The sequence below is a fragment of the Acinetobacter sp. WC-323 genome, from assembly GCF_000314615.1.
Taxonomy (GTDB): Bacteria; Pseudomonadota; Gammaproteobacteria; order Pseudomonadales; family Moraxellaceae; genus Acinetobacter; species Acinetobacter courvalinii.
The window spans coordinates 77,831-97,646 of record NZ_AMZS01000047.1 but is presented as its reverse complement, the minus strand read 5'-3'; the positions used below and the strand labels follow the sequence as shown (position 1 = coordinate 97,646).

The following is a 19,816-nucleotide window of genomic DNA, read 5'->3' as shown; positions in this document are numbered from 1 at the left end:
TTATCCTTCGGCTGTTTGCGCCAATAAAACGTGGGGTAAGTAGCCCGCCAATTTCTGATTTAAAGCCGTATAAATCTGCTGTGCTGCAGCATCGCTCAACTGATCCAGACTTTGCATGCAGCCATATTTGATCTGCGCATTGTTCAGGCTGTGCAAGAAGCTATTTAAACTACTTTCATTCTTTAAATAAGCAATCTCAAGATCAGGTTTTAATACCGCTTCATTATGCTTAATCTTTAAATGATTCATCAATGAAATCGGGTTAATCTGCTCGACACTGCGAAATTTATACTGAATCTGTTTTTCCAGAAACTCCGGATGCGCAAGCAAATAGTCTTGCAGAATGTTACGATCCACTGCATGCGGATAATGGTGAATCTCAAAAAACTTTTTAAATCCAAGCATATCCGCCCCCAACATTTGCGCAATCATATGTTTGGGTTGAATCGGCTTGGCAAAATACTGATTTAACAATTGGCGGTACCAGAGCTTGGCCTTAAGCGCAAAACTACTTTGCCAATGACCATAAATCACCATTTTCTGTTCGACAATAATATCCTCTAACTGCGCCGGCGCATTAAAGAAAAAATCGTCATTCAAATAGAAAAAGTAATCTGATAACCCCTGGATATTCCACAGCATGGTTTCAATCGAACGGGTGTTGAAGGTGGGTAAATATTGTTCATAACCGGCAAAAATTTCACGGTGATCCACAATCCGGATCTTGCCGGCTTCACAAATGCCATCCTTGACAAAGTCATCAATCCATTGCGGTTGCTGCGCATCGGTCACAATGTAAATATGACGGCAAAATGGAACGTACTTTAAAATAGATGCAACGTTATAGTAAATTTCATGGTTACTGGCAAAGCGGGTGTCACTTACTGCATCAGAGGCCTGTGTTTTGCCCTGATACTGTAGGCGTTTTTGCTTTAATTTTGGATCATTACCATCTACCCAGGCAATCACCACATCAACCGGTTGCATCATTTCACTCATCAATTCACTCTGAAACAATTAGAAAGCACGAAAATACGGCTAAAGATGTTTAATTTAATGGCCTATGATAACACCACTGATCTGTTTAACGTCAGCCTCTTTTGGTAATAGCCTTTGATGCTAAAAGATGAATCATTTCATATAAATCAATATATTATATTTATTGAGTATTTTATTGTTTTACATCGTATCGTTCCATCATGTGTTTATCGTATTTTCCCTATCTATGAATCCAAGCTTAAATCTCACAATCCTTAACAAAATCAAACCTTTTGGAATAAGATAGTAAAGAAAATCTGTATATTTTTATTAGACGAATTTAAGCATATTTACTATAATTATCGATTACTTTTTCGGGATTACACCTTTTTTTAAAATGATTAACTATGACTATTTTGAATATCAAGCCAAAGTAATTAGAACTAAATTTGTTTCAGATAAAAAGTATCTCACTAAACGTTTTATGTGTAAGTTGGGCTATGCGCCTGACTTTGGCGCACCCAAAAGCTTTAATGAAAAAGTTACGGCGCGCATGATCTATGAAAGAAGTCCGTTACTGACCAAGCTGGCAGATAAATGTGCCGTCAGAGATTTAATTTCAGCAAAAGTAGGAAATGACTATTTGGTTCCTCTGCTTGGCATCTATGCCTGTGCTGATGAAATCGATTTTGAGCAACTACCGAATCAGTTTGTGTTGAAATGTACGCATGACAGTGGCAGTGCCAAGATTTGCCGTGATAAAAGCAAACTTGATGTCACCACGGCCAAGGCTAAAATCAAAGATCACATGAAAAAGAACATGTATTTCAGAAAACGTGAGTGGCACTACAAAGATATTTGCCCCAAAATTCTGATTGAACAATATGTAGAACTCTATGTTGATCCTGTCAGCAAATCCACCATTACCACATGCCGGGTACACTGCTTTGAAGGCCGTCCAGAGTATCTGGAAATTGATGTACAAGATACCCAAGGTAATGACTATTCAAACATGTATGATACTGAATGGAACTTACAGCCATTTCGTGTCGATCTGAAAGATAACTCACCCGATGCTTTAGCCAAACCTCAACAGTTGGAAAAAATTATTGAATTGTCAGAAAAACTCTGTTTTGCGTATGGTTATAGTCGAGTAGATTTCTTATTATCTCAGGATCACGTTTACTTCAGTGAAATTACCCTCACCCCAAATGCAGGACGAATGGTCATTACACCGGTAGAATGGGATTTAAAACTCGGTTCACTGTGGTTATCCTATTAACCGTCCATCATGTATGTCGAATCTGTTAGGTACTTATGAAAATAGCGATTGCTGGAACTGGGTATGTCGGGTTGTCAAATGCAATGCTATTTGCACAACACCATGAAACCGTTGCCCTTGATATCCTACAAAGTAAAGTAGATTTACTGAACAACAAGGTATCACCGATTCAAGATCATGATATTTCCCTGTTCTTAAAAGAAAAACAACTTAATTTTACAGCGACCACAGATCAGCAGCAGGCTTTTCAAGCTGCTGATTTTATTATTATTGCCACGCCCACCGATTACGACCCACAGACCAATTACTTTAATACCCAAAGTGTTGAGAGTGTGATTCAGGATGTACTGGCCATTAACCCAAACGCGACCATGATCGTCAAGTCAACGGTTCCTGTGGGTTTCACCGAGCAAGTCAAACAGAAATTCCAGACCGAAAACATTATTTTTTCGCCTGAATTTTTACGTGAAGGCAAAGCCTTGCACGACAACCTCTACCCATCCCGTATCATTGTGGGAGAGCAGTCTGAACGTGCCCAGCAATTTGCAGATTTACTTGTAGAAGGTGCACTCAAGCAGGATATCCCGGTATTGCTGACCCATTCAACTGAAGCTGAAGCGATTAAGCTGTTTGCCAATACCTATCTGGCGATGCGGGTAGCCTTCTTCAATGAACTGGACACTTATGCACAAAGCTTCGGACTGGACAGCAAGCAAGTGATTGAAGGCGTGTGTCTTGATCCGCGTATTGGCAGTCATTATAACAATCCCTCGTTTGGCTACGGCGGTTATTGCCTGCCAAAAGATACCAAACAGTTATTGGCCAACTATAACAATGTGCCAAGCAACCTGATCAAGGCGATTGTCGATGCCAACCGTACCCGTAAAGATTTTATTGCCGATTCGATTATCGCCAGAAACCCGAGTACGGTCGGTATTTATCGTCTGGTGATGAAAAGCGGATCGGACAATTACCGTGCCTCGGCGATTCAAGGGGTGATGAAACGCCTGAAAGCCAAAGGCATTGAAATCATCATTTATGAACCGACCTTTCATGAAGATAGCTTCTTTAAATCGAAAGTTACCCAGGATCTAAACGAATTCAAGCAATCATGTGATGTGATTATTGCCAATCGCCTATCGAATGACTTACTAGATGTACAAGATAAAGTTTATACCCGAGATATTTTTGGAGGCGATGAATGAAAGTTCTAGTCACAGGCGCTGCTGGATTCATCGGCTTTAGTGTTGCACAAAAACTGCTTGAACGCGGTGATGATGTAGTCGGTTTTGATAATTTTAATAATTATTATAATCCATCCCTGAAAGAGGCACGTGCCCAGCAATTACAGCAAGTGGCTGAAAAGAGTGATACAGGTAGTTTTACCCTGATCAGGGAAAACCTTGCCAATAAAGCAGCGGTGGATCAGTGTTTTAAAGAACATGCTTTTGACCGTGTGATTCATTTGGCGGCACAGGCCGGCGTGCGTTATTCGCTGGAAAATCCGCATAGTTATGTGGAAAGCAACCTGATTGCCTTTACCAATATCTTGGAAGCATGCCGCTACGCAGCAACGCCTCACCTGACCTATGCCAGTACCAGCAGTGTCTATGGCGCCAACACCACCATGCCCTTTAGCGAACAGCACGGCGTTGACCATCCGCTACAATTCTATGCAGCAACCAAGCGTGCCAATGAGCTGATGGCGCATAGCTACAGCCATTTATTTAAACTCCCGACCACAGGTCTACGTTTCTTTACCGTCTATGGACCGTGGACACGCCCGGATATGGCCTTGTTCAAGTTCACCAAGCATATTTTTGAAGGCAAACCGATTCCAGTGTTTAATCATGGCAACCATACCCGTGATTTCACCTATATCGATGATATTGTAGAAGGTATTATCCGCACCAGTGACAAGATCGCGACACCGGATGAAAACTGGGACAGCAACCATCCGAACCCTGCGACCAGCAATGCCCCGTTTAGAATCTTTAATATTGGCAACAATCGTACCGTGAAGCTGATTGAATATATTCAGGCCATTGAACAAGCTGCGGGTAAAGAAGCGATTTTAGAACTGCTTCCGCTACAGCCTGGTGATGTGCCAGATACCTTTGCCGATAGTTCAGCACTGGAAAACTATGTTAACTACAAGCCAGCAACTTCAGTTGTGGATGGCGTGAAAAACTTTGTGGACTGGTATCGCCAGTATCACAATATCTAAATCCCTAAATACAAAAAAAATCAGGCAAATCGCCTGATTTTTTTATGCTTGTCATCCCTGCTTTAGAAATGACCCGTACTAGACTTACTGCCAAGACTCTTTGATCCAGTCGGATGGCAACACATAGCGATACCATTTACCACCACCACCGCTGATCGCGTCAGGTGGATTGATCTCACCATGGAAAATAATAATTTTTGCGCCTTTCGGCTTTACTGGTGGCTGGAAGTAAGCAAAAGGAACTTTTCTTAAGCAATGGTATTTATAACTCTTGCACCAGTCTTTATCCCAATAGCTGAGCTTGCCTTCTTTATGCATAAACCAAGACAGATATTCCTGCTCGTTACGGAACTTCTCGCGGATTTCATCAAAGTGCTCGCGGAAATATGGCAGGACGTCAGGGAAAGCACCCAGTTTAAAACGATAAACCGAGCTATTGCCGGTAATCCGCCACGGACGTTTCCAGTCATGAATCACCAGAAACTCACCTTCGGCTTGAAAGAAGCAATCAATATTATCGACAATGACCACGTCCAGATCGATAAACAACGCATTGCCTTTTAAACCATACAAATCAGGTTCAAAGGTTGAAAGTTTATTCCAGCCGCGTTCAGGGCTGCCTGCCGGCAGATCCAGCGATGGAATCGGGAAACATTGGATAGCAGGGTCAATACCTTCGGTACGGTCCGTCAGGCAGACCATTTTAAATGGCAACGTCAGATGACGTTTGACCATGTTATAGAGACGGTTAACGTACTCGGCACCATATTTGGTTCCCCATTTCATACACAAAATGACATTGTCTTCAGGAGTTGCCGAATCTTGTTGAATATCTACCATCTGATAACCTTAATTGCTTGAGATATGCTGTCCCGCTTTATGATAAAACTTAAAAACGTTCAGACATATGCACTGAATATAGTGCCATCTTAGCATACAGCCTAGGCATTTTTTTACTATTAATTCGTCAATAAAAAAGCGAAGCCGAAGCTCCGCCTTTGCACTGCTTTGAACTTATTTGATATAAGTTAACCAGTGGGCATATTTGTCATTACGGCCTTGAACCGCATCAAAGAACGTCTTCTGGATTTCAGTGGTGATCGGACCACGTGAACCACAACCGATTTCACGGTCATCATACTCACGGATTGGTGTTACTTCTGCCGCCGTACCGGTAAAGAATGCTTCATCTGCAATGTAGAATTCATCACGGGTGATACGGCGCTCAACCACTTCATAGCCCAAGTCTTTAGCAATGGTAATCACGGTTTGACGGGTAATCCCTTCCAGTGCACCACCCGCCAGGTCAGGGGTATGTAACACACCATCCTTGATCAGGAAGACGTTCTCGCCTGCACCTTGGCAAACAAAGCCTTGCGGGTCAAGCAACATGGCTTCGTCATAACCCGAGCGTGCCACTTCCTGATGCGCCAGAATCGATACCGTATAGTTACCACATGCTTTTGCTTTACACATGGTCACGTTCGGATGATGGTGCGTGAATGAAGAGGTTTTTACACGAATACCACGTGCCATGGCTTCTTCACCGAGGTAGGCACCCCAGCCCCATGCTGCGACTGCGGCATGAATGGTATTTTCTGTCGCTGCAATGCCAAGCTTTTCAGAACCAATCCAGATCAATGGACGCAAGTAGCAAGACGCCAGTTTATTTTCACGCACAACATCGATTTGTGCCTGTTCTAATGTCGCTTGATCAAATGGAACATTCATTTGATAAATTTTTGCTGAATTTAATAAGCGCTTAGTGTGATCTTGCAAACGGAAGATTGCGGTACCATTCGGTGTTTCATAAGCTCTGACGCCTTCGAAGACACCCATGCTGTAGTGTAGTGTATGAGTCAGGACGTGAATTTTTGCATCACGCCAATCAACCAATTTTCCATCTTGCCAAATAAAACCATCACGATCAGCCAAACTCATCGCACATACTCCATTTTCTTTTTTACACAATTATTCACTTTCCAATGCTTGCGCAGTTGGATCAATTAATCTTTGCCATAACTTGCAAACGATCTCCCGGGTATCGCGCCAATCCGCAGCATTGACTTGCATAGATTGATTTGCAAGCGCTAGACGGTGGCTCTCAGTTCGTTCACGGAGATAAGCGTGTATTAATGCTGTGGCATCTTCACTGGATAAGCAGCCTGCTTTAGCAGCATCTTCTAGAATTCTTACATTATCGGAAAAATGGGCGAGATCTGTATTCGTCCCACTCCATGCAAGCACAACATACTGTGCCATAAATTCGATATCAACGATACCACCTGAGTCCTGTTTTAAATGAAAAATACCATGTTTTTTTTGCTCAGAAGATGATCCCAAATGATCTTTCATCTTTTGACGCATTTTTAACACTTCTTCACGCACTTCATTTTCATCACGAACTTGCGTCAGGATTTGGCAGCGGATCTGCTCAAATTGATCGCATAAACTTTGATCACCCGCAATCGAACGGGCTCGTACTAAAGCCTGATGTTCCCATAACCATGCATTTTTCTGTTGATACTGTTCATAGGCTTTTAAACTGGTCACCAGCATGCCGGCTTCACCCGAAGGTCGAAGTCGAGTATCAATTTCATAAACACGTCCATCCAGGGTTTGCGTGGTCATCAGTGACATAAACTTCTGTGCCACCCGAATCGCAAACTCGGCCCCACTAATGCCCTTACGACCATCGGTTTCACCCTGCTCTTCAAGCGCATGGATAAATACCAGATCCAGATCTGAACCATAACCCAGCTCGATGCCACCTAATTTTCCATACGCGATCACCGCAAAGCCTTTACGATCCAGACTACAACGTTGCCCGTCATTCCCCAAAGGATAACCATGCCGTGCTGCGACCGCTTCATAGGCCAAACGCAAGGTTGCCTGTACACTCACCTCAGCAATATCGGTCAGTGCATCCGATACTTTCATCAACGGACTTTCTGCCAGCACATCACTGGCAGCGACGGTCAGGACATTGCTCTTTTTAAATAAGCGCAATACCCGCATCTGGTCTTCAACCTGGTCAATCTCAATCCGCAGTAATTGCTGACGTAAAGAGTCTTCGAGGTCTTTGCGTTGTGGCAGACCAAAATCCATCGAGAGGAATTCATCGAGTAAGACTGGATACTGCGCCAGTTCTTCACAAATCCATGGGCTAACGGTCGACATTTTTACTAGTCGCTGCAAGGCACCGCGGCTTTCCATCAACATCACCAAGTACACGGTACGGCGCAGTACCGACTCGACCAATGGCATCAAGCGCAACAAAGCCACTTGCGGCTGATCCGACTGTAAAATGGCTTCAATCAAGTGCGGCCAGAATTTCTTTAACCGTTCCAAAGCACTGGCAGGAATTTTACGTAAGGCTTGCCCATGCCAGAAGTTCTGGATCAGGTTTCTGGCATTGTCATCCAGTACCGCATTGAGTTTTTGTTCAAGCTGGACAAAATCATCCACCGGCTCAGCAAACTCTTTTTCCTGAATCAATTGTTTAAACTGGACTTTGACCTTGTCGCGCTTCTGGTTTAACACTTCAAGAAATGCTACCCAATCACTAAAGCCCAAGGTATCCAGCATCCGCTGTCTCAGTTCGGGTTCGGTAGGCAAGGATTGAGTCTGCTGATCATTCAAGGCCTGAATCGCATGTTCCACCCGTCTTAAAAACAGATAGGCATCTTCCAGATCAATCACTGCCTGCTGATCCAGTAACTCCGCTTCACCTAAATGATGTAAATTGACCAGACATTGACGATCTTGCAGTTCACGCTTCGATCCACCGTAGATGAGCTGGAACACCTGCACAATAAATTCAATTTCACGAATTCCGCCAGCACCGAGCTTAATATCTTCTTCGATATTACGGCGCATGACTTCACGCTCAATCATCGCCTTCATTTCACGCATGGCAGCGAAAGCAGAATAATCAACATAACGGCGGAATACGAACGGACGTGACATGTCCAATAACTCTGAACCTGCTTTGCCACCTGTAATTACGCGTGCCTTAATCCAGGCATAGCGTTCCCATTCACGCCCATGCTGGCTCAGATATTTTTCCAGTCCACTATGACTGATGGCCAACGCCGAACCATCGCCCCACGGACGCAAGCGCATATCGACGCGGAACACAAAACCGTCAGCAGTAATGTGATCCAGCAGGTAAATCAGTTTCTGCCCCCACAAAATGCAGAACTGCTGCACATCAATACATTTACGCCCATTGCTTTCGCCCTGTTCATCGAAGGCAAAAATCAGATCAATATCACTGGACAGATTCAGTTCTTGTGCACCCAGCTTGCCCATTCCGATGACAATCAGATCCTGCAACTGGCCTGAATAACTGATCGGTTCACCATGTTTGGCCAATAAAGGCGGTAAGGCAAAAGCTTTGGCAGCACAGATACTGGCATCGGCAAAATCAGACAGTTCACGGGTTAGCGTGACCACATTGGTCAATTGATTGGCATCCTGCCAGATCCAGCGGAACATCAACTTGGCACGCAGCACACGCAAGGCTTTCATCCAGGCCTGTTCATTGCTGATCTCAGCCACAGCCTGTTGAACTTTTTGATAGATGGTTTCAGTCGATAATGACTCAAGGAATTGATCTTGGTGATAATCTTGTTCTAATTCTGCTTGGTATAAATTTAAAACCTGTTCAGCATATTGGCTTGCGACCAAGGTTTTTTGTAGCTGTTGCGCATTCATATCAAAAGGCTCGACTGATGTCATCTCATCTTGGTTAGTTATATCAGTTACAAGCTTATCTTTAAAATCACTTTAGACTAATTTTGCTTTGGTTTTCGCTTGAGTTGTACACAAATCAACCTGCTCACGCTCTATCGGGAGCAGTACCGTAAATACCGTGCCTTCCCCTTCATTGGAAGTCACATTGATTTCCCCCAGATTCATTTCCACAAAGCGTTTGCACAGGCTTAAACCCAGTCCGGCACCTTTTTCTCCTGCGGTGCCTTTATAGCTCATAGTAATGCGCGGCTGGAATAAATTCTTGATTTGTTCCGGGGTCATACCCAACCCCGTATCTTTGACATACACCTCAACATAGGTACCTTTATGTTGTGCCTGAATGTAGACTTTGCCTGAGCCATCCACATCGGTAAATTTCAAGGCATTGGACACCAGATTCTGAATCACCGAGGTGATCATGTTCATATCGGCATAGACTTTCAGGTTTTCATCGACTTCATTAATCAGTTCAATATTCTTCTTGATTGCTAGTGTTTTCAGGATATCGGTCACGATATTGGTAATCTGGCGCAACTTGAAGTTAATCGGATGGTAGACAAAGCGCCCACCTTCGGCCATCGCCCAATTCAGTAAGCTTTCCAATAGGTTATAGGTCGACTGCGAAGTATCATAAAGATAATCGGCAATATTCTGGATGCTCGACTCATCTAGGGTGTCACGTTCTTTAGCCAATATTTCCGCAAAACCGAGCAAACCATGAAATGGTGCACGCAGGTCATGGGAAATAATGGAAAAGAATTTGGTTTTACTAAAATTCAGTGCGGCTTCTTGTTCGTATAATTCTTTGAGTTCATCGTGATTAAATTTCAGTTCCAGCTGTTGCATGAAGTTGATGCAATGCTCTTGCAGCAATTGTTTTTGTAACTCACTAAAGCTTTGTGCAGCTTCATCGAACAGAATGATATAACCAAGTGAAGTCTGGTCCGGATGCCTGAGATGTAAGGCAATCGCTGACTGGATTTTCTTTTTAATCGGATGTAAAAATGCTAATAAGGTCTGATATTGTGGATGATCACAGTCGACCAGATCGCCATTGACGAAAAGTGTATTTAAGCTTTTGCTAATTTTGGAGGTATCTATTGCTTGTAATTTTTCAGGGCAACGATGCCACAGATAAGGTTCCTGATGAAAAGCCAGCAAGGCCGTACTGGCTTGCATGAGTTTTCGATTGAACTGTAAAAATTGCTCAAGCAGGTTCTGCTCTGAGTTTAGCCCCAAAGAAAGAGAGATTTTACAAGCGCTTAGCTTCTCGGCTTGCTGTAGTTCTAATAATTGAATCGCCATTCCCGCCTCTCGAATATTTTCGTTATACGGTTCTTTACGTTTTATAGAAAAAATGTGAAAACTATCACTTAGTATTAACAAACTTTAACAGAAAAGGCAATTGTTGATTTAATCAATTCGCAACAAAACGTGAAATTTCATTGAATTTCAACTTATCTAACGTTATTGCAAAGTGAGGATTGTATCTTATTTAATTAAAATAGGTCTAATTCATTTCTATTTACAACCCTTTATATATTTAAAATTATATTATCTCTTTCAAAAAGGAGGAAAAAAATATTGAATAGGTGCTGATTAACATAATATTATCACGCATCAATTTTATTAATTACATATTATCTATTTTTTAACTTTATTAGCTTTTGCTATTATTATACCGAAAATTAAAACAGGAACCATAATGACAAACCCTATTTTTCTACAAGACCTTCCTATTGAGCAATTAGAAAAGCTTTCAGAAAATGATATCCAACAGATTTCAAATGCTGAACAACTCTACTGGAACAACAAACCTCATACGATCTACTATGTAGCTGTACATGGGGCAAAATCCCAAAATGGTGGCTTAGTCAATACATCTTCTAATACAGTAAAACTTAGTGGGTTACCTATTGCTCGTGTCGGTGATGAAGTCATTTATGCAGATGGTACAATCTCCAAAATTACTTCTGGTGCTGGCACAGCATGTATTGTTGATGGATCACCAGTTGCTTTAGTTGGTAGTCACATAGAAAATGGAGATGTGATTATTGAAAGCCCAAATACTACTATTGCTATTAGAATTTACAAGGATCAACCAATACCTGAAAACTTTTTAAATCATGAATAATTTTTAAGAGCTGCTTAGAATGAAAGGTTTCGCTATTCATAATGCACCAACTAATCATGGTGGGATCATTCCAGCCACTCAAATGCCAAGTTCTCAAATGGGAAATTTATTTGTACGTGCTGGAGATGGGCATTTTTGTCCTAAATGCAAATGCTGGTCGACAGTGATTAAAAGCCATGATCATGTGATTTTTGATGGCAAGCCCGTGGCGTATGTCGGGGATAAATTGACATGTGGAGCGACTATTCAACCACAACAGTCCCATGTTGTAGGAGAAAGTGGAAGTTCTTATAGCCAATCATCAAATAATACAAATACTTCTAATTTTGCCCCCACTCTTCAATATGGTCAGAGATTCTTACTGCAAGATGAGTTAACAGGAGAACCTTTGAGTAATGTATGTTACGAAATTGAGAAAGGTGGAAATATTATTCATGGGAAAACGGATGCAAATGGCTTTACAGATTTAATTACTAGCGAGAATAAGGAAGAAATCCAGATTCATATCATATATGAGGAGCATGACCATGACTGATATTTTTAAAAATAAGTATGAAATTGATACTCGTGAAAAAATATTTTCAATGAGTGAAACCTTAGATAAAATGAAAAAGAATGGGCCAGTACCAACAAAAACAATAAATATTGTGGCAAAAAGAAGGTTAACTGACAGAGAAATTATAATGTGTAAATCAGTCTTTAAAGATTCGATTGACTATAAAAAAATTTGGATCGTTATGGGTGGTTTTGTACAGAGTTTATCTGGAAATGCTATTACTCCCTTTGGTCATATTATTACTCTTCCTCGAAAAGATTATTTAGAAAATCCTGATTTTACTATAGCACGACCTGAACTAAAACACTGGTTTATGCATGAAGTTACACATGTCTGGCAGAATGTATTAGGCTTTCAAGGTATGAGTAAAGTAAAACGTGTTTGCCGTGGTGAATATTTTAAAACTGTTAAATCTCCTGATGCAAGTAGTGGCGAAGATATATCACCATATGCAACAGATTTAAGAGGTAGAGACTTATATAAAAAATTTAATGAATTTAACTATGAACAACAGGGACGTATTATAGAGCTTTATTTTGATGCTAAGTTTCTAAGACATGCAAAACCCACTAGAAAACATCATCAACTTAGTCTTAAACTAGAACCTTATGTTTTATATACTTTAAAAGAATTTTTAGAAAATCCAAATGACAAATCACTATTGCCGTGGAGTTAAAATTCTATGAAATTGCTATATTTACTATTTTTTATTAGTAGTGCTGCCAGTGCCTCACCATATGCCACCCTATCTGTAAAAATTAAAGACAATGATGTCTGTGTATTTACAAAAGGAGGTTATGATAAAATATCTGACAATACTACATTGATTTACATGGGAAAAGTAGATGGAATTAATACCTTTCATGATTCTTATTCAAAAACTTATTTGAATCTTAAAATGCCTATTATTGAAGAGAACTGTATTAAAATTAAATCCTCCGAATTTAAAGAGCCTTTTCCATATGATGTTATCCTTGAAACAAATCAATCATATACACAAAGAATTTGTATAAATAGGACTGCTGAAGGAAAAACTGTATTATTAGAAGCTAAAGCAGACCTTGACAAAGGTATATATTGTGGCACTAACCAATATGATTACTCTAGCAATAGTCTTTGGTCTAAGTTAAAAAATCTATACTATTGGATAATCAGTTTATTAAATTAAGTGATCTTAAATTTAGTAGAGTACACATCCACCTGATGTACTCTATCCAAATTGAAGCACATATCGCTTTTTCAAAATGCCCCCTCTCCTGTAGTAATTTCAAATAAAATTTCTATACATCTATTTTTATCAAAGATTTTTTCTAAAAATATTCTAAAGCTCTTTTTTATAGCGCATTAAAAAACCCCAAGCCTTTAATACCAGCTTGGGGTCTTTGAATCTTGGTCCCGAGGGTCGGGATCGAAGAAGTATTTCAAAACAGTGTATTACAATCATTTTAAGCGGATGAAAGGCGGAAAAAGGTCGATTTATCGTGATTTATTTTTTGGTGAAGTTTTTATTAACGATCGACAAAAGTGACAAGAATTCAAAATTTCAAATGACAAAAAAAACAGGTAACAAAAGTAACAGATTCAGAAAATAACAATTAAGAAGTTGATTTATAAGTATTATTAATAGATTTTAAAAGGTAACATTTAGGTAACTTCTAAGTAACAAATTACCTAGTTTTTAGGTAACAGGTAGTTACTAATATTATTTATATTTATCAATTATTTAATTATCTTGTTACCTTTAATGTTCCCTAATGTTACCTTCCTTAGTAACAGTATTTACTCATTTATTTCAAGTAGTTATATAGTGTTTTTTACTACTGTTACCTTTTTTTCATTTTCTGATTTGGCTTCTCATATCACCATTAATCATGCTTAAAAATACAGCTTCTTTTTTCTGTAGAATTTAATGGTAAGTCTGCAGAAATTTGTTGATTGTTTTGGGCTTAGATTTTCTGTAATCATCACCAGTAGTGGCATAGCTGAGATGTCAAAATCTGTGGTTCAAAAAATTGTAGAATTATCGACACATTTACTGCCCAGGTGAGGTGGGGGGTCAACCGCCCGGCTGGATTCAAGATCATCAATTTTCTGAATTTTGGCCAAAAAAATGCCCTCATGATGAGGGCAATTGGATTTATCTGGCTATTGGGTCTCTTATGTCCCATTCTTTACCATTTTTTATGACTTTATTACCACGTACGATCTTCAACTCAGTACCATCATAATCAAAGACCTTTACTACTCTGCCTTTGTCGTCGATCTCTGCTAGTAAATCGCATTGATTGCTTTGCATATTACGGTACACACTTATAAGCTTGTGTGACATTATATGTCCCTAGTTTGCTGGCTTATCTTTACTATAATTTACTTCAAAGTAATTTTTAAATCGAACAATTGAATCACCAGCCCATTCATTGATTACATTTGCAATGCGTACCTGTTCCGGAACAATTTCGTTGTACCAGTATGCTTCGCGTGCATCACTAATAGAACCAAACCCACCAGCATTGGATGGGATGATTCCAAGTAACTGTGGTGGAGTTCTAAAAGATGCCAATATATCGTCGCGTGTAATACCTTTGATATTGTGGAATTCATCTTTAGCAGCAAGTTCACTAATTGGAATTAATTGAAGTCCATCTTTTTTTCCACCAGGTGCATGTAGAAATAAATTTCGAAAGTTACCCGGTCCACGTGAATCTTTCATTGCCTGTTTCAATGAATCGACATCATCATCATCAATACTTGAATCGGTCATGTAAAGAATGAAACCGGCATGAGAGCCATTGTTATAATATTTGCGACGGAACAGAGTAGCTGATTCATTTAACCATGCAGATTGCAAAGCAGATAAGTACTCTGGGGTGCCGTAGATCTCCTGATCTACATCCAATGTTTTAATCTGACATACAGATCCTTTGGCAAACTCATGCTCTTTATACCCACTCACTAGCATTAGATGCTGGTCGGAGTCTTTCATTCTCCGCATATACTTGCCCATCAAGCCACTGTATTTGATTGGATCATTCAACCGGTTATCAATACGCTGTAGGTATCCATTACCAAACACAAGATTATCAATAACAACTCGTTCAAAATCAGCTGATTTAAATAATGGATGTGATCTAAAAGATGACACTAATTGATTCTTTTTAAAGATGATTGCTGTCGAAAGATATGGTGTTGACCGAAAAGATTTAGCCAAACCATTCATACTGACTGGTGGTTCATAATAGCGACCATTTAACCAAGTCTCGTAATATTGAGAAAAGTCATGTTTATCGAGAACCGGTTCAGGATCTCCAAAGGAAAAAGCCTGGACTTTACTGTCAGACATTAAGAAATCTCCATTGTGGATTTTTTGGTTTTACCATCGTTATTGAGTGATAGAGGTTCATTAAAGAAGGCGTGGAAAAGAGCGAATGCCAAATCAGCGTGACCAATGTTTTCAGCACGTGATGCCTGGAACGTCATTTGTTTCTGTGAAGCCGTAAGTGTTTTTTGAATGGCCATCAATGAATGAGCTATTTCGGTATAACCGGCATCGAACTCGAACCGGCCCTTATTAATAACGTCCATACCTTTCATGACCAGCTGAGTTTTAACATCAACGGAATAAGTAAATGTTGTTAAATTCGGGAAGAACTCTTGGACTAATTGCGCCACCCCTGTCCCCATTCCAGACTTATCCAACCCGATATATGAGACTCGATATTTTTGGCAAATACGTTTGATGAATTCGGCTTGGCTTGCAAAATCCATCCCTTTGAATTGGTGATGTTCTAATAATCTAAATTTGTTGTATCCAGGTTCAGGTGGTGCCACAACTACAAGACCAGCACTGTCCCCACTTTCAGCTGGATCATATCCAACCCAAACAGGCTTATTGCCAAAAGGACGTAGGGCTAAAGGTTTAAAATCATTAGCCCATAACTCCCATGAATCCACCATACATGGTTGAATCACTCGCAATGGGAAAACACTTTGGCCATCATCAACAAACTCACACATGTATAAGTTTGCAAATTCTTCAGTACTGTTTTCTGCTATCAATTCATCAATATCGAACAGATCACAGCCTTGTCGTTCTGCATCAACAATATTGACGATATGACGCCACATTTTGTCCGGACAAAGAACGCCATTTCTTAAATTTTCATGGCTTAAATCGATCTCGACTTTTTGGTCCTTCGTCCGACCTTTGTTATAAGCTTCGCCTGTCCAGAATTGATAACCTTCATGCGATTTACTAGACGGAGTTGAAAAATAGGTCCGTTTGTACTGCTTCTGGGAAGCCATTGCTGAAGCAACTTTCTTCAGCTTAGCAAAGCCATGTACCCAGAAAAATTCATCAAAATACAGATCACCATGATAACTTTGAGCTGTATTAGAATTCGTACTTAGAAAAATAAGCTGAACTGTTTCGTTCGTTGGTAAAGTTAAAGTGATCGGATCCCCTTGCAGATCCAATCCGATTGACTTGAGCACAAAGTCTTTAATGTATGTTCTGAAACCATGGGCTTGTGCTTTAGAAGCTGATAAGAAAATCTGATTTCGGCCAGTGGTTACAGCTTTGATTAATGCTTCACGGGCAAAATAGAATGTCGCACCAATCTGACGTGATTTTAATAATGCTCTATTTCGTTGTTCACGTGCTCGATACCAAACTTTCTGATATTCGAATAATCCTTCATCAAAATCTTCTAAAAGTTTATCGACCTGTTCTTCAGTCAGGACATTTTTTTGTGAATGCTTACGTGGACCAGCATTTCTATTTTTTAAATTCGGATTTAGATCCGTTTCATTGCCACCATTGTTATATTTATTGATCTTGGCCATACGTTCCAGCTGGCGCATAAGCAGATCAATTTCTTTAAAATCATGTGGCGTTTTTTTCTCTAAGATGATCAACTTTACAAGTTGAGCTTCTAGGGCTTGGGCCACCCTCCCTTCTGGTGCCTGTTCCTCCCACTTGTCTCGAGCTTTCCAAGCATGGACATTTTTATCATTTTCTTTTAAGTATTCTGCAATCGAGCTGACTCGCCACCCCATCCAGTATAAAAACTTTGCTAAGAGGCGGTTATCGAATGTGATTGGCGTAGTTTCAGATATTGTATTCATTGGCCCATTAAGCCAATGCTGAACCGCTAATTCATGCGATTGAACTTGTAAAACGGACTTTTACAAGTTCATTTGATTGATTGTTTTTCGCTTAATTCCGATTCTGCTTAGTACATAAATTTCTAAATTTTAATACCAGGCAGGATTCATCCCTAATGAGTAAGAAGTCCAAATTCTTCCGTGTTGCTGTTGCAGGAGCAACAACAGATGGCCGAGTGATTGAACCAGAATGGATTCAACAAATGGCCAAAAATTATAATCTTTCGGTGTATACATCACAGGGTAATATTGAACATATCCGTAGCGTGTTGCCGGATAGTCCATTCGGTAATTATGCAAAAATTTTAGCATTGAAAGCCCAAGAGGACATGATAGGCGATCAAAAGAAATGGGCGCTTTACGCTCAATGTGAAGCCTATGAAAACTTGCTTGAGCTGCATAAAAAAAACCAAAAGTTATATTGCTCAATTGAAGTAAATCCAAGTTTTGCAGATACCAATGAAGCTTATTTGATGGGTCTTGCCTTCACTGATACACCAGCTTCATTGGGTACACAAGTTATGGAATTCGCTTCTAAAAATCCTGAAGCAAATCCATTCATCAATAAAAAACAGCAAAAGGACAACTTGTTTACAGCTTCACAAGAAATTGATCTTCAATTTGAGGAAGAATCTTCTGTGGCCAATCTGTTTTCATCGGTTATGGAGTGGCTAAATCCAAAACAACAAGAACAGGACAATAAAAATAATAGCCAGTTCCGTGAAGTTGCCAAGTCAGTTGAAAAAATTGCTGAAACCTTCGGAAGTACTTTGCAAGATCTTAACGATCTCAAAAACAAGCACACCAAACTTCAAAATGATTTCAATGAGTTGAAATCAAAATTAGGCGGTGAGCATCACTCCCAAACTCCACCGGCACCAGAAAGTACTGGTAATTATTCTGAAAAAATCGAGTGCTAATCACAATGAACGAAAATACACGTAAAAAATTCAATTTTACAATTAAGAAAATTGCCGAGCTGAATGGCGTTTCTAATGCTTCATCAAAATTTGCAGTGTTGCCCTCTGTAGCTCAAAAAATGGCAGATTCCATCCAATTATCTTCAGATTTCTTGAAGAAGATTAATGTCCATCCTGTTGATGAATTGGAAGGTGAAGTAATTGGTTTAACGCAAGGTTCCACAATTGCTGGTCGCACCAATACCAAATCTGGTACAGCACGAAAAGCCGTGGATCCAACAGGTCTGGATTCCAATACATACAAATGTGAAAAGACTGATTTTGATGTTGCTTTACGTTATGAAAAAATGGATGCATGGGCCAAATTCCCTAATTTCTATGAGAAGTGGAAAGCCTTTGTGGACCATGCGATTGCATTAGATATGATCATGATCGGCTGGAATGGTACATCCGTTGCAGCCAACACAGATCGTAATGCAAATCCTCTTTTACAAGACGTAAATATTGGATGGTTGCAAAAAATCCGTACTAAAGCCCCTGAACGTTATATGAAAGAAGTTGTTCCAGGTTCTGGGAAAATCGTTGTTGGCCCAGCTGGTGACTACAATAACTTGGATGCATTGGTTACAGACGTAGTAAACAACCTTATTAGTGAAGTACATCAAGATGCAACGGATCTAGTTGTTATCGCTGGACGTGAATTATTGAATGACAAAAATTTCGCTATTGTTAATGAATCAAAAGACAACACAGATGCGATTGCAGGCCAAGTGTTATTGAGTCAAAAACAAATTGGTGGTTTACCAGCTGCACGTGTTCCATTTTTCCCAGAAAATGCCTTGCTGGTTACGTCCTTCGATAACCTATCAATCTATTTCCAGGAACAAGGAAAGCGTCGCAAAATCTTTGATAATGCTGCATTAGATCAAGTTGAAGAATTCCAATCTTCAAATGATGCGTATGTCATTGAAGCCTACGAAAAAGTAGGATTCGTCGAAAACATCGAAATTAAAAAATAAGGTGATTTATGTCTAGTCCAGCACGACGACATCGCCTTCGAGTATTGGCCGCTAAATCTGCGGCCAATACACAAGATGAATTCGGCGGTGTACGTGATGATGCCAGTGTGTACATGTTGCAGTTGGCAGAATTAAAAAATGACCAAAACCTTCTACGCAATGTCAAATCTGAAATTGAACGTGGAGAACATAAGGCAACTTTAATCCCGAAATATATGCCTTATGTGAATGGTGTTTTATCTGTAGAAGATCGAGTTCCAAATCTTCAGGACCATGTTGTCACTACTATTATGCTTTGGTGTTTTGATGCCAAACAATTTGAAGATGGCCTTCGCATCGCAGAATATGCATTAAAACATGAGCTTTCAATGCCTGATACCTTTAGCCGAGATACAGCTTCAATTGTTGCTGAAGAAATCGGTAATGCTGCAAAAGCAGCACATGCTGAAGGTGACGTTTTTGAATTAACAGTTTTAAAACAAGCTATCAGTATTACAACTGGCTTCAGTATGCATGACCAAATTCGAGCAAAGCTATATGTTGCAATTGGTCGAGTTTACTTGCAAAAAGAGATCTACACAGAAGCTGTTTATTGGTTAAAGCTGGCCATTAAACACAATGAAAATTGTGGCGGTAAACAGGATCTACAACGAGCAGAACGTCTCCTTAAAAAGCAATTAGAAGAAAACCCACCACAGCCATTATTTAATACTGATGGTTCCCCTGTTGTCGATGATTATGGCAATCAGGTTTATGAGGGTATTTCTTCTTAACGAGTG

The 19,816-nt window shown here is 40.0% G+C and carries 17 protein-coding genes; 10 read left to right on the top strand and 7 right to left on the bottom strand.

Annotated elements, in window-relative coordinates:
* Nucleotides 1-999 carry a stealth family protein gene (locus ACINWC323_RS06935; RefSeq protein WP_032881583.1) on the bottom strand — a complete coding sequence of 333 codons (999 nt, stop codon included), beginning with the start codon at nucleotides 997-999 and terminating at the stop codon, nucleotides 1-3.
* A gap of 376 nt (nucleotides 1,000-1,375) precedes the next feature.
* Here ACINWC323_RS06935 and ACINWC323_RS06940 point away from each other — a divergent pair, with 376 nt between their 5' ends.
* The 3 genes from ACINWC323_RS06940 to ACINWC323_RS06950 are packed head-to-tail and all read left to right on the top strand — an operon-like array spanning nucleotide 1,376 to nucleotide 4,487.
* Complete coding sequence (locus ACINWC323_RS06940; protein WP_009513174.1) at nucleotides 1,376-2,260, top strand: ATP-grasp fold amidoligase family protein; 885 nt, start codon at nucleotides 1,376-1,378, stop codon at nucleotides 2,258-2,260.
* 35 nt (nucleotides 2,261-2,295) lie between these two features.
* Nucleotides 2,296-3,465, top strand: a complete 1,170-nt coding sequence (locus ACINWC323_RS06945; protein ID WP_009513145.1) for a nucleotide sugar dehydrogenase — start codon at nucleotides 2,296-2,298, stop codon at nucleotides 3,463-3,465.
* Nucleotides 3,462-4,487, top strand: coding sequence for an NAD-dependent epimerase (locus ACINWC323_RS06950; protein ID WP_009513089.1), 1,026 nt, complete (start codon nucleotides 3,462-3,464; stop codon nucleotides 4,485-4,487). Before ACINWC323_RS06945 ends, ACINWC323_RS06950 begins: the two co-directional genes overlap by 4 nt.
* Before the next feature lie 84 nt (nucleotides 4,488-4,571).
* Here the strand turns inward: ACINWC323_RS06950 and ACINWC323_RS06955 are convergent, their stop codons facing one another.
* From ACINWC323_RS06955 to ACINWC323_RS06970, 4 genes are all read right to left on the bottom strand, one after another.
* Nucleotides 4,572-5,327, bottom strand: coding sequence for a hypothetical protein (locus tag ACINWC323_RS06955; RefSeq protein ID WP_005226841.1), 756 nt, complete (start codon nucleotides 5,325-5,327; stop codon nucleotides 4,572-4,574).
* A gap of 174 nt (nucleotides 5,328-5,501) precedes the next feature.
* Nucleotides 5,502-6,428 carry a branched-chain amino acid transaminase gene (locus ACINWC323_RS06960; protein WP_005226840.1) on the bottom strand — a complete coding sequence of 309 codons (927 nt, stop codon included), beginning with the start codon at nucleotides 6,426-6,428 and terminating at the stop codon, nucleotides 5,502-5,504.
* Nucleotides 6,429-6,458: 30 nt separating this feature from the next.
* Nucleotides 6,459-9,230 (bottom strand): bifunctional [glutamate--ammonia ligase]-adenylyl-L-tyrosine phosphorylase/[glutamate--ammonia-ligase] adenylyltransferase, encoded by a 2,772-nt coding sequence (gene glnE, locus ACINWC323_RS06965; protein ID WP_009513094.1) that lies wholly within the window; start codon nucleotides 9,228-9,230, stop codon nucleotides 6,459-6,461.
* 48 nt (nucleotides 9,231-9,278) lie between these two features.
* Nucleotides 9,279-10,550 carry a sensor histidine kinase gene (locus ACINWC323_RS06970; protein ID WP_009513028.1) on the bottom strand — a complete coding sequence of 424 codons (1,272 nt, stop codon included), beginning with the start codon at nucleotides 10,548-10,550 and terminating at the stop codon, nucleotides 9,279-9,281.
* Between the two features lie 400 nt (nucleotides 10,551-10,950).
* On the opposite strand from ACINWC323_RS06970, the gene ACINWC323_RS06975 reads away from it, so the two are divergent.
* The 4 genes from ACINWC323_RS06975 to ACINWC323_RS0119195 are packed head-to-tail and all read left to right on the top strand — an operon-like array spanning nucleotide 10,951 to nucleotide 13,103.
* Entirely contained in the window at nucleotides 10,951-11,379 is a 429-nt protein-coding gene (locus tag ACINWC323_RS06975; RefSeq protein ID WP_009513186.1) for a PAAR domain-containing protein, read from the top strand.
* 19 nt (nucleotides 11,380-11,398) lie between these two features.
* Complete coding sequence (locus ACINWC323_RS06980; protein ID WP_009513024.1) at nucleotides 11,399-11,914, top strand: PAAR domain-containing protein; 516 nt, start codon at nucleotides 11,399-11,401, stop codon at nucleotides 11,912-11,914.
* Entirely contained in the window at nucleotides 11,907-12,611 is a 705-nt protein-coding gene (locus ACINWC323_RS06985) for a hypothetical protein (RefSeq protein ID WP_009513171.1), read from the top strand. Before ACINWC323_RS06980 ends, ACINWC323_RS06985 begins: the two co-directional genes overlap by 8 nt.
* A 6-nt stretch (nucleotides 12,612-12,617) precedes the next feature.
* Nucleotides 12,618-13,103, top strand: coding sequence for an NF045616 family extracytoplasmic (lipo)protein (locus tag ACINWC323_RS0119195; protein WP_032881582.1), 486 nt, complete (start codon nucleotides 12,618-12,620; stop codon nucleotides 13,101-13,103).
* Between the two features lie 1,170 nt (nucleotides 13,104-14,273).
* Here ACINWC323_RS0119195 and ACINWC323_RS06990 read toward each other — a convergent pair.
* On the bottom strand, nucleotides 14,274-15,275 hold the full coding sequence (locus ACINWC323_RS06990) for a phage portal protein (protein WP_009513017.1): 1,002 nt from the start codon (nucleotides 15,273-15,275) through the stop codon (nucleotides 14,274-14,276).
* Nucleotides 15,275-17,059, bottom strand: a complete 1,785-nt coding sequence (locus tag ACINWC323_RS06995) for a terminase large subunit domain-containing protein (protein ID WP_032881580.1) — start codon at nucleotides 17,057-17,059, stop codon at nucleotides 15,275-15,277. The genes ACINWC323_RS06990 and ACINWC323_RS06995 overlap by 1 nt, the downstream gene beginning before the upstream one ends.
* 155 nt (nucleotides 17,060-17,214) lie before the next feature.
* On the opposite strand from ACINWC323_RS06995, the gene ACINWC323_RS07000 reads away from it, so the two are divergent.
* The 3 genes from ACINWC323_RS07000 to gpM are packed head-to-tail and all read left to right on the top strand — an operon-like array spanning nucleotide 17,215 to nucleotide 19,810.
* Nucleotides 17,215-18,018, top strand: a complete 804-nt coding sequence (locus tag ACINWC323_RS07000) for a GPO family capsid scaffolding protein (protein ID WP_009513188.1) — start codon at nucleotides 17,215-17,217, stop codon at nucleotides 18,016-18,018.
* Nucleotides 18,019-18,023: 5 nt separating this feature from the next.
* Nucleotides 18,024-19,037 (top strand): phage major capsid protein, P2 family, encoded by a 1,014-nt coding sequence (locus ACINWC323_RS07005; protein ID WP_009513059.1) that lies wholly within the window; start codon nucleotides 18,024-18,026, stop codon nucleotides 19,035-19,037.
* A gap of 8 nt (nucleotides 19,038-19,045) precedes the next feature.
* Nucleotides 19,046-19,810 carry a phage terminase small subunit gene (gene gpM / locus ACINWC323_RS07010; RefSeq protein ID WP_009513053.1) on the top strand — a complete coding sequence of 255 codons (765 nt, stop codon included), beginning with the start codon at nucleotides 19,046-19,048 and terminating at the stop codon, nucleotides 19,808-19,810.
* Nucleotides 19,811-19,816 lie beyond the last annotated feature (6 nt).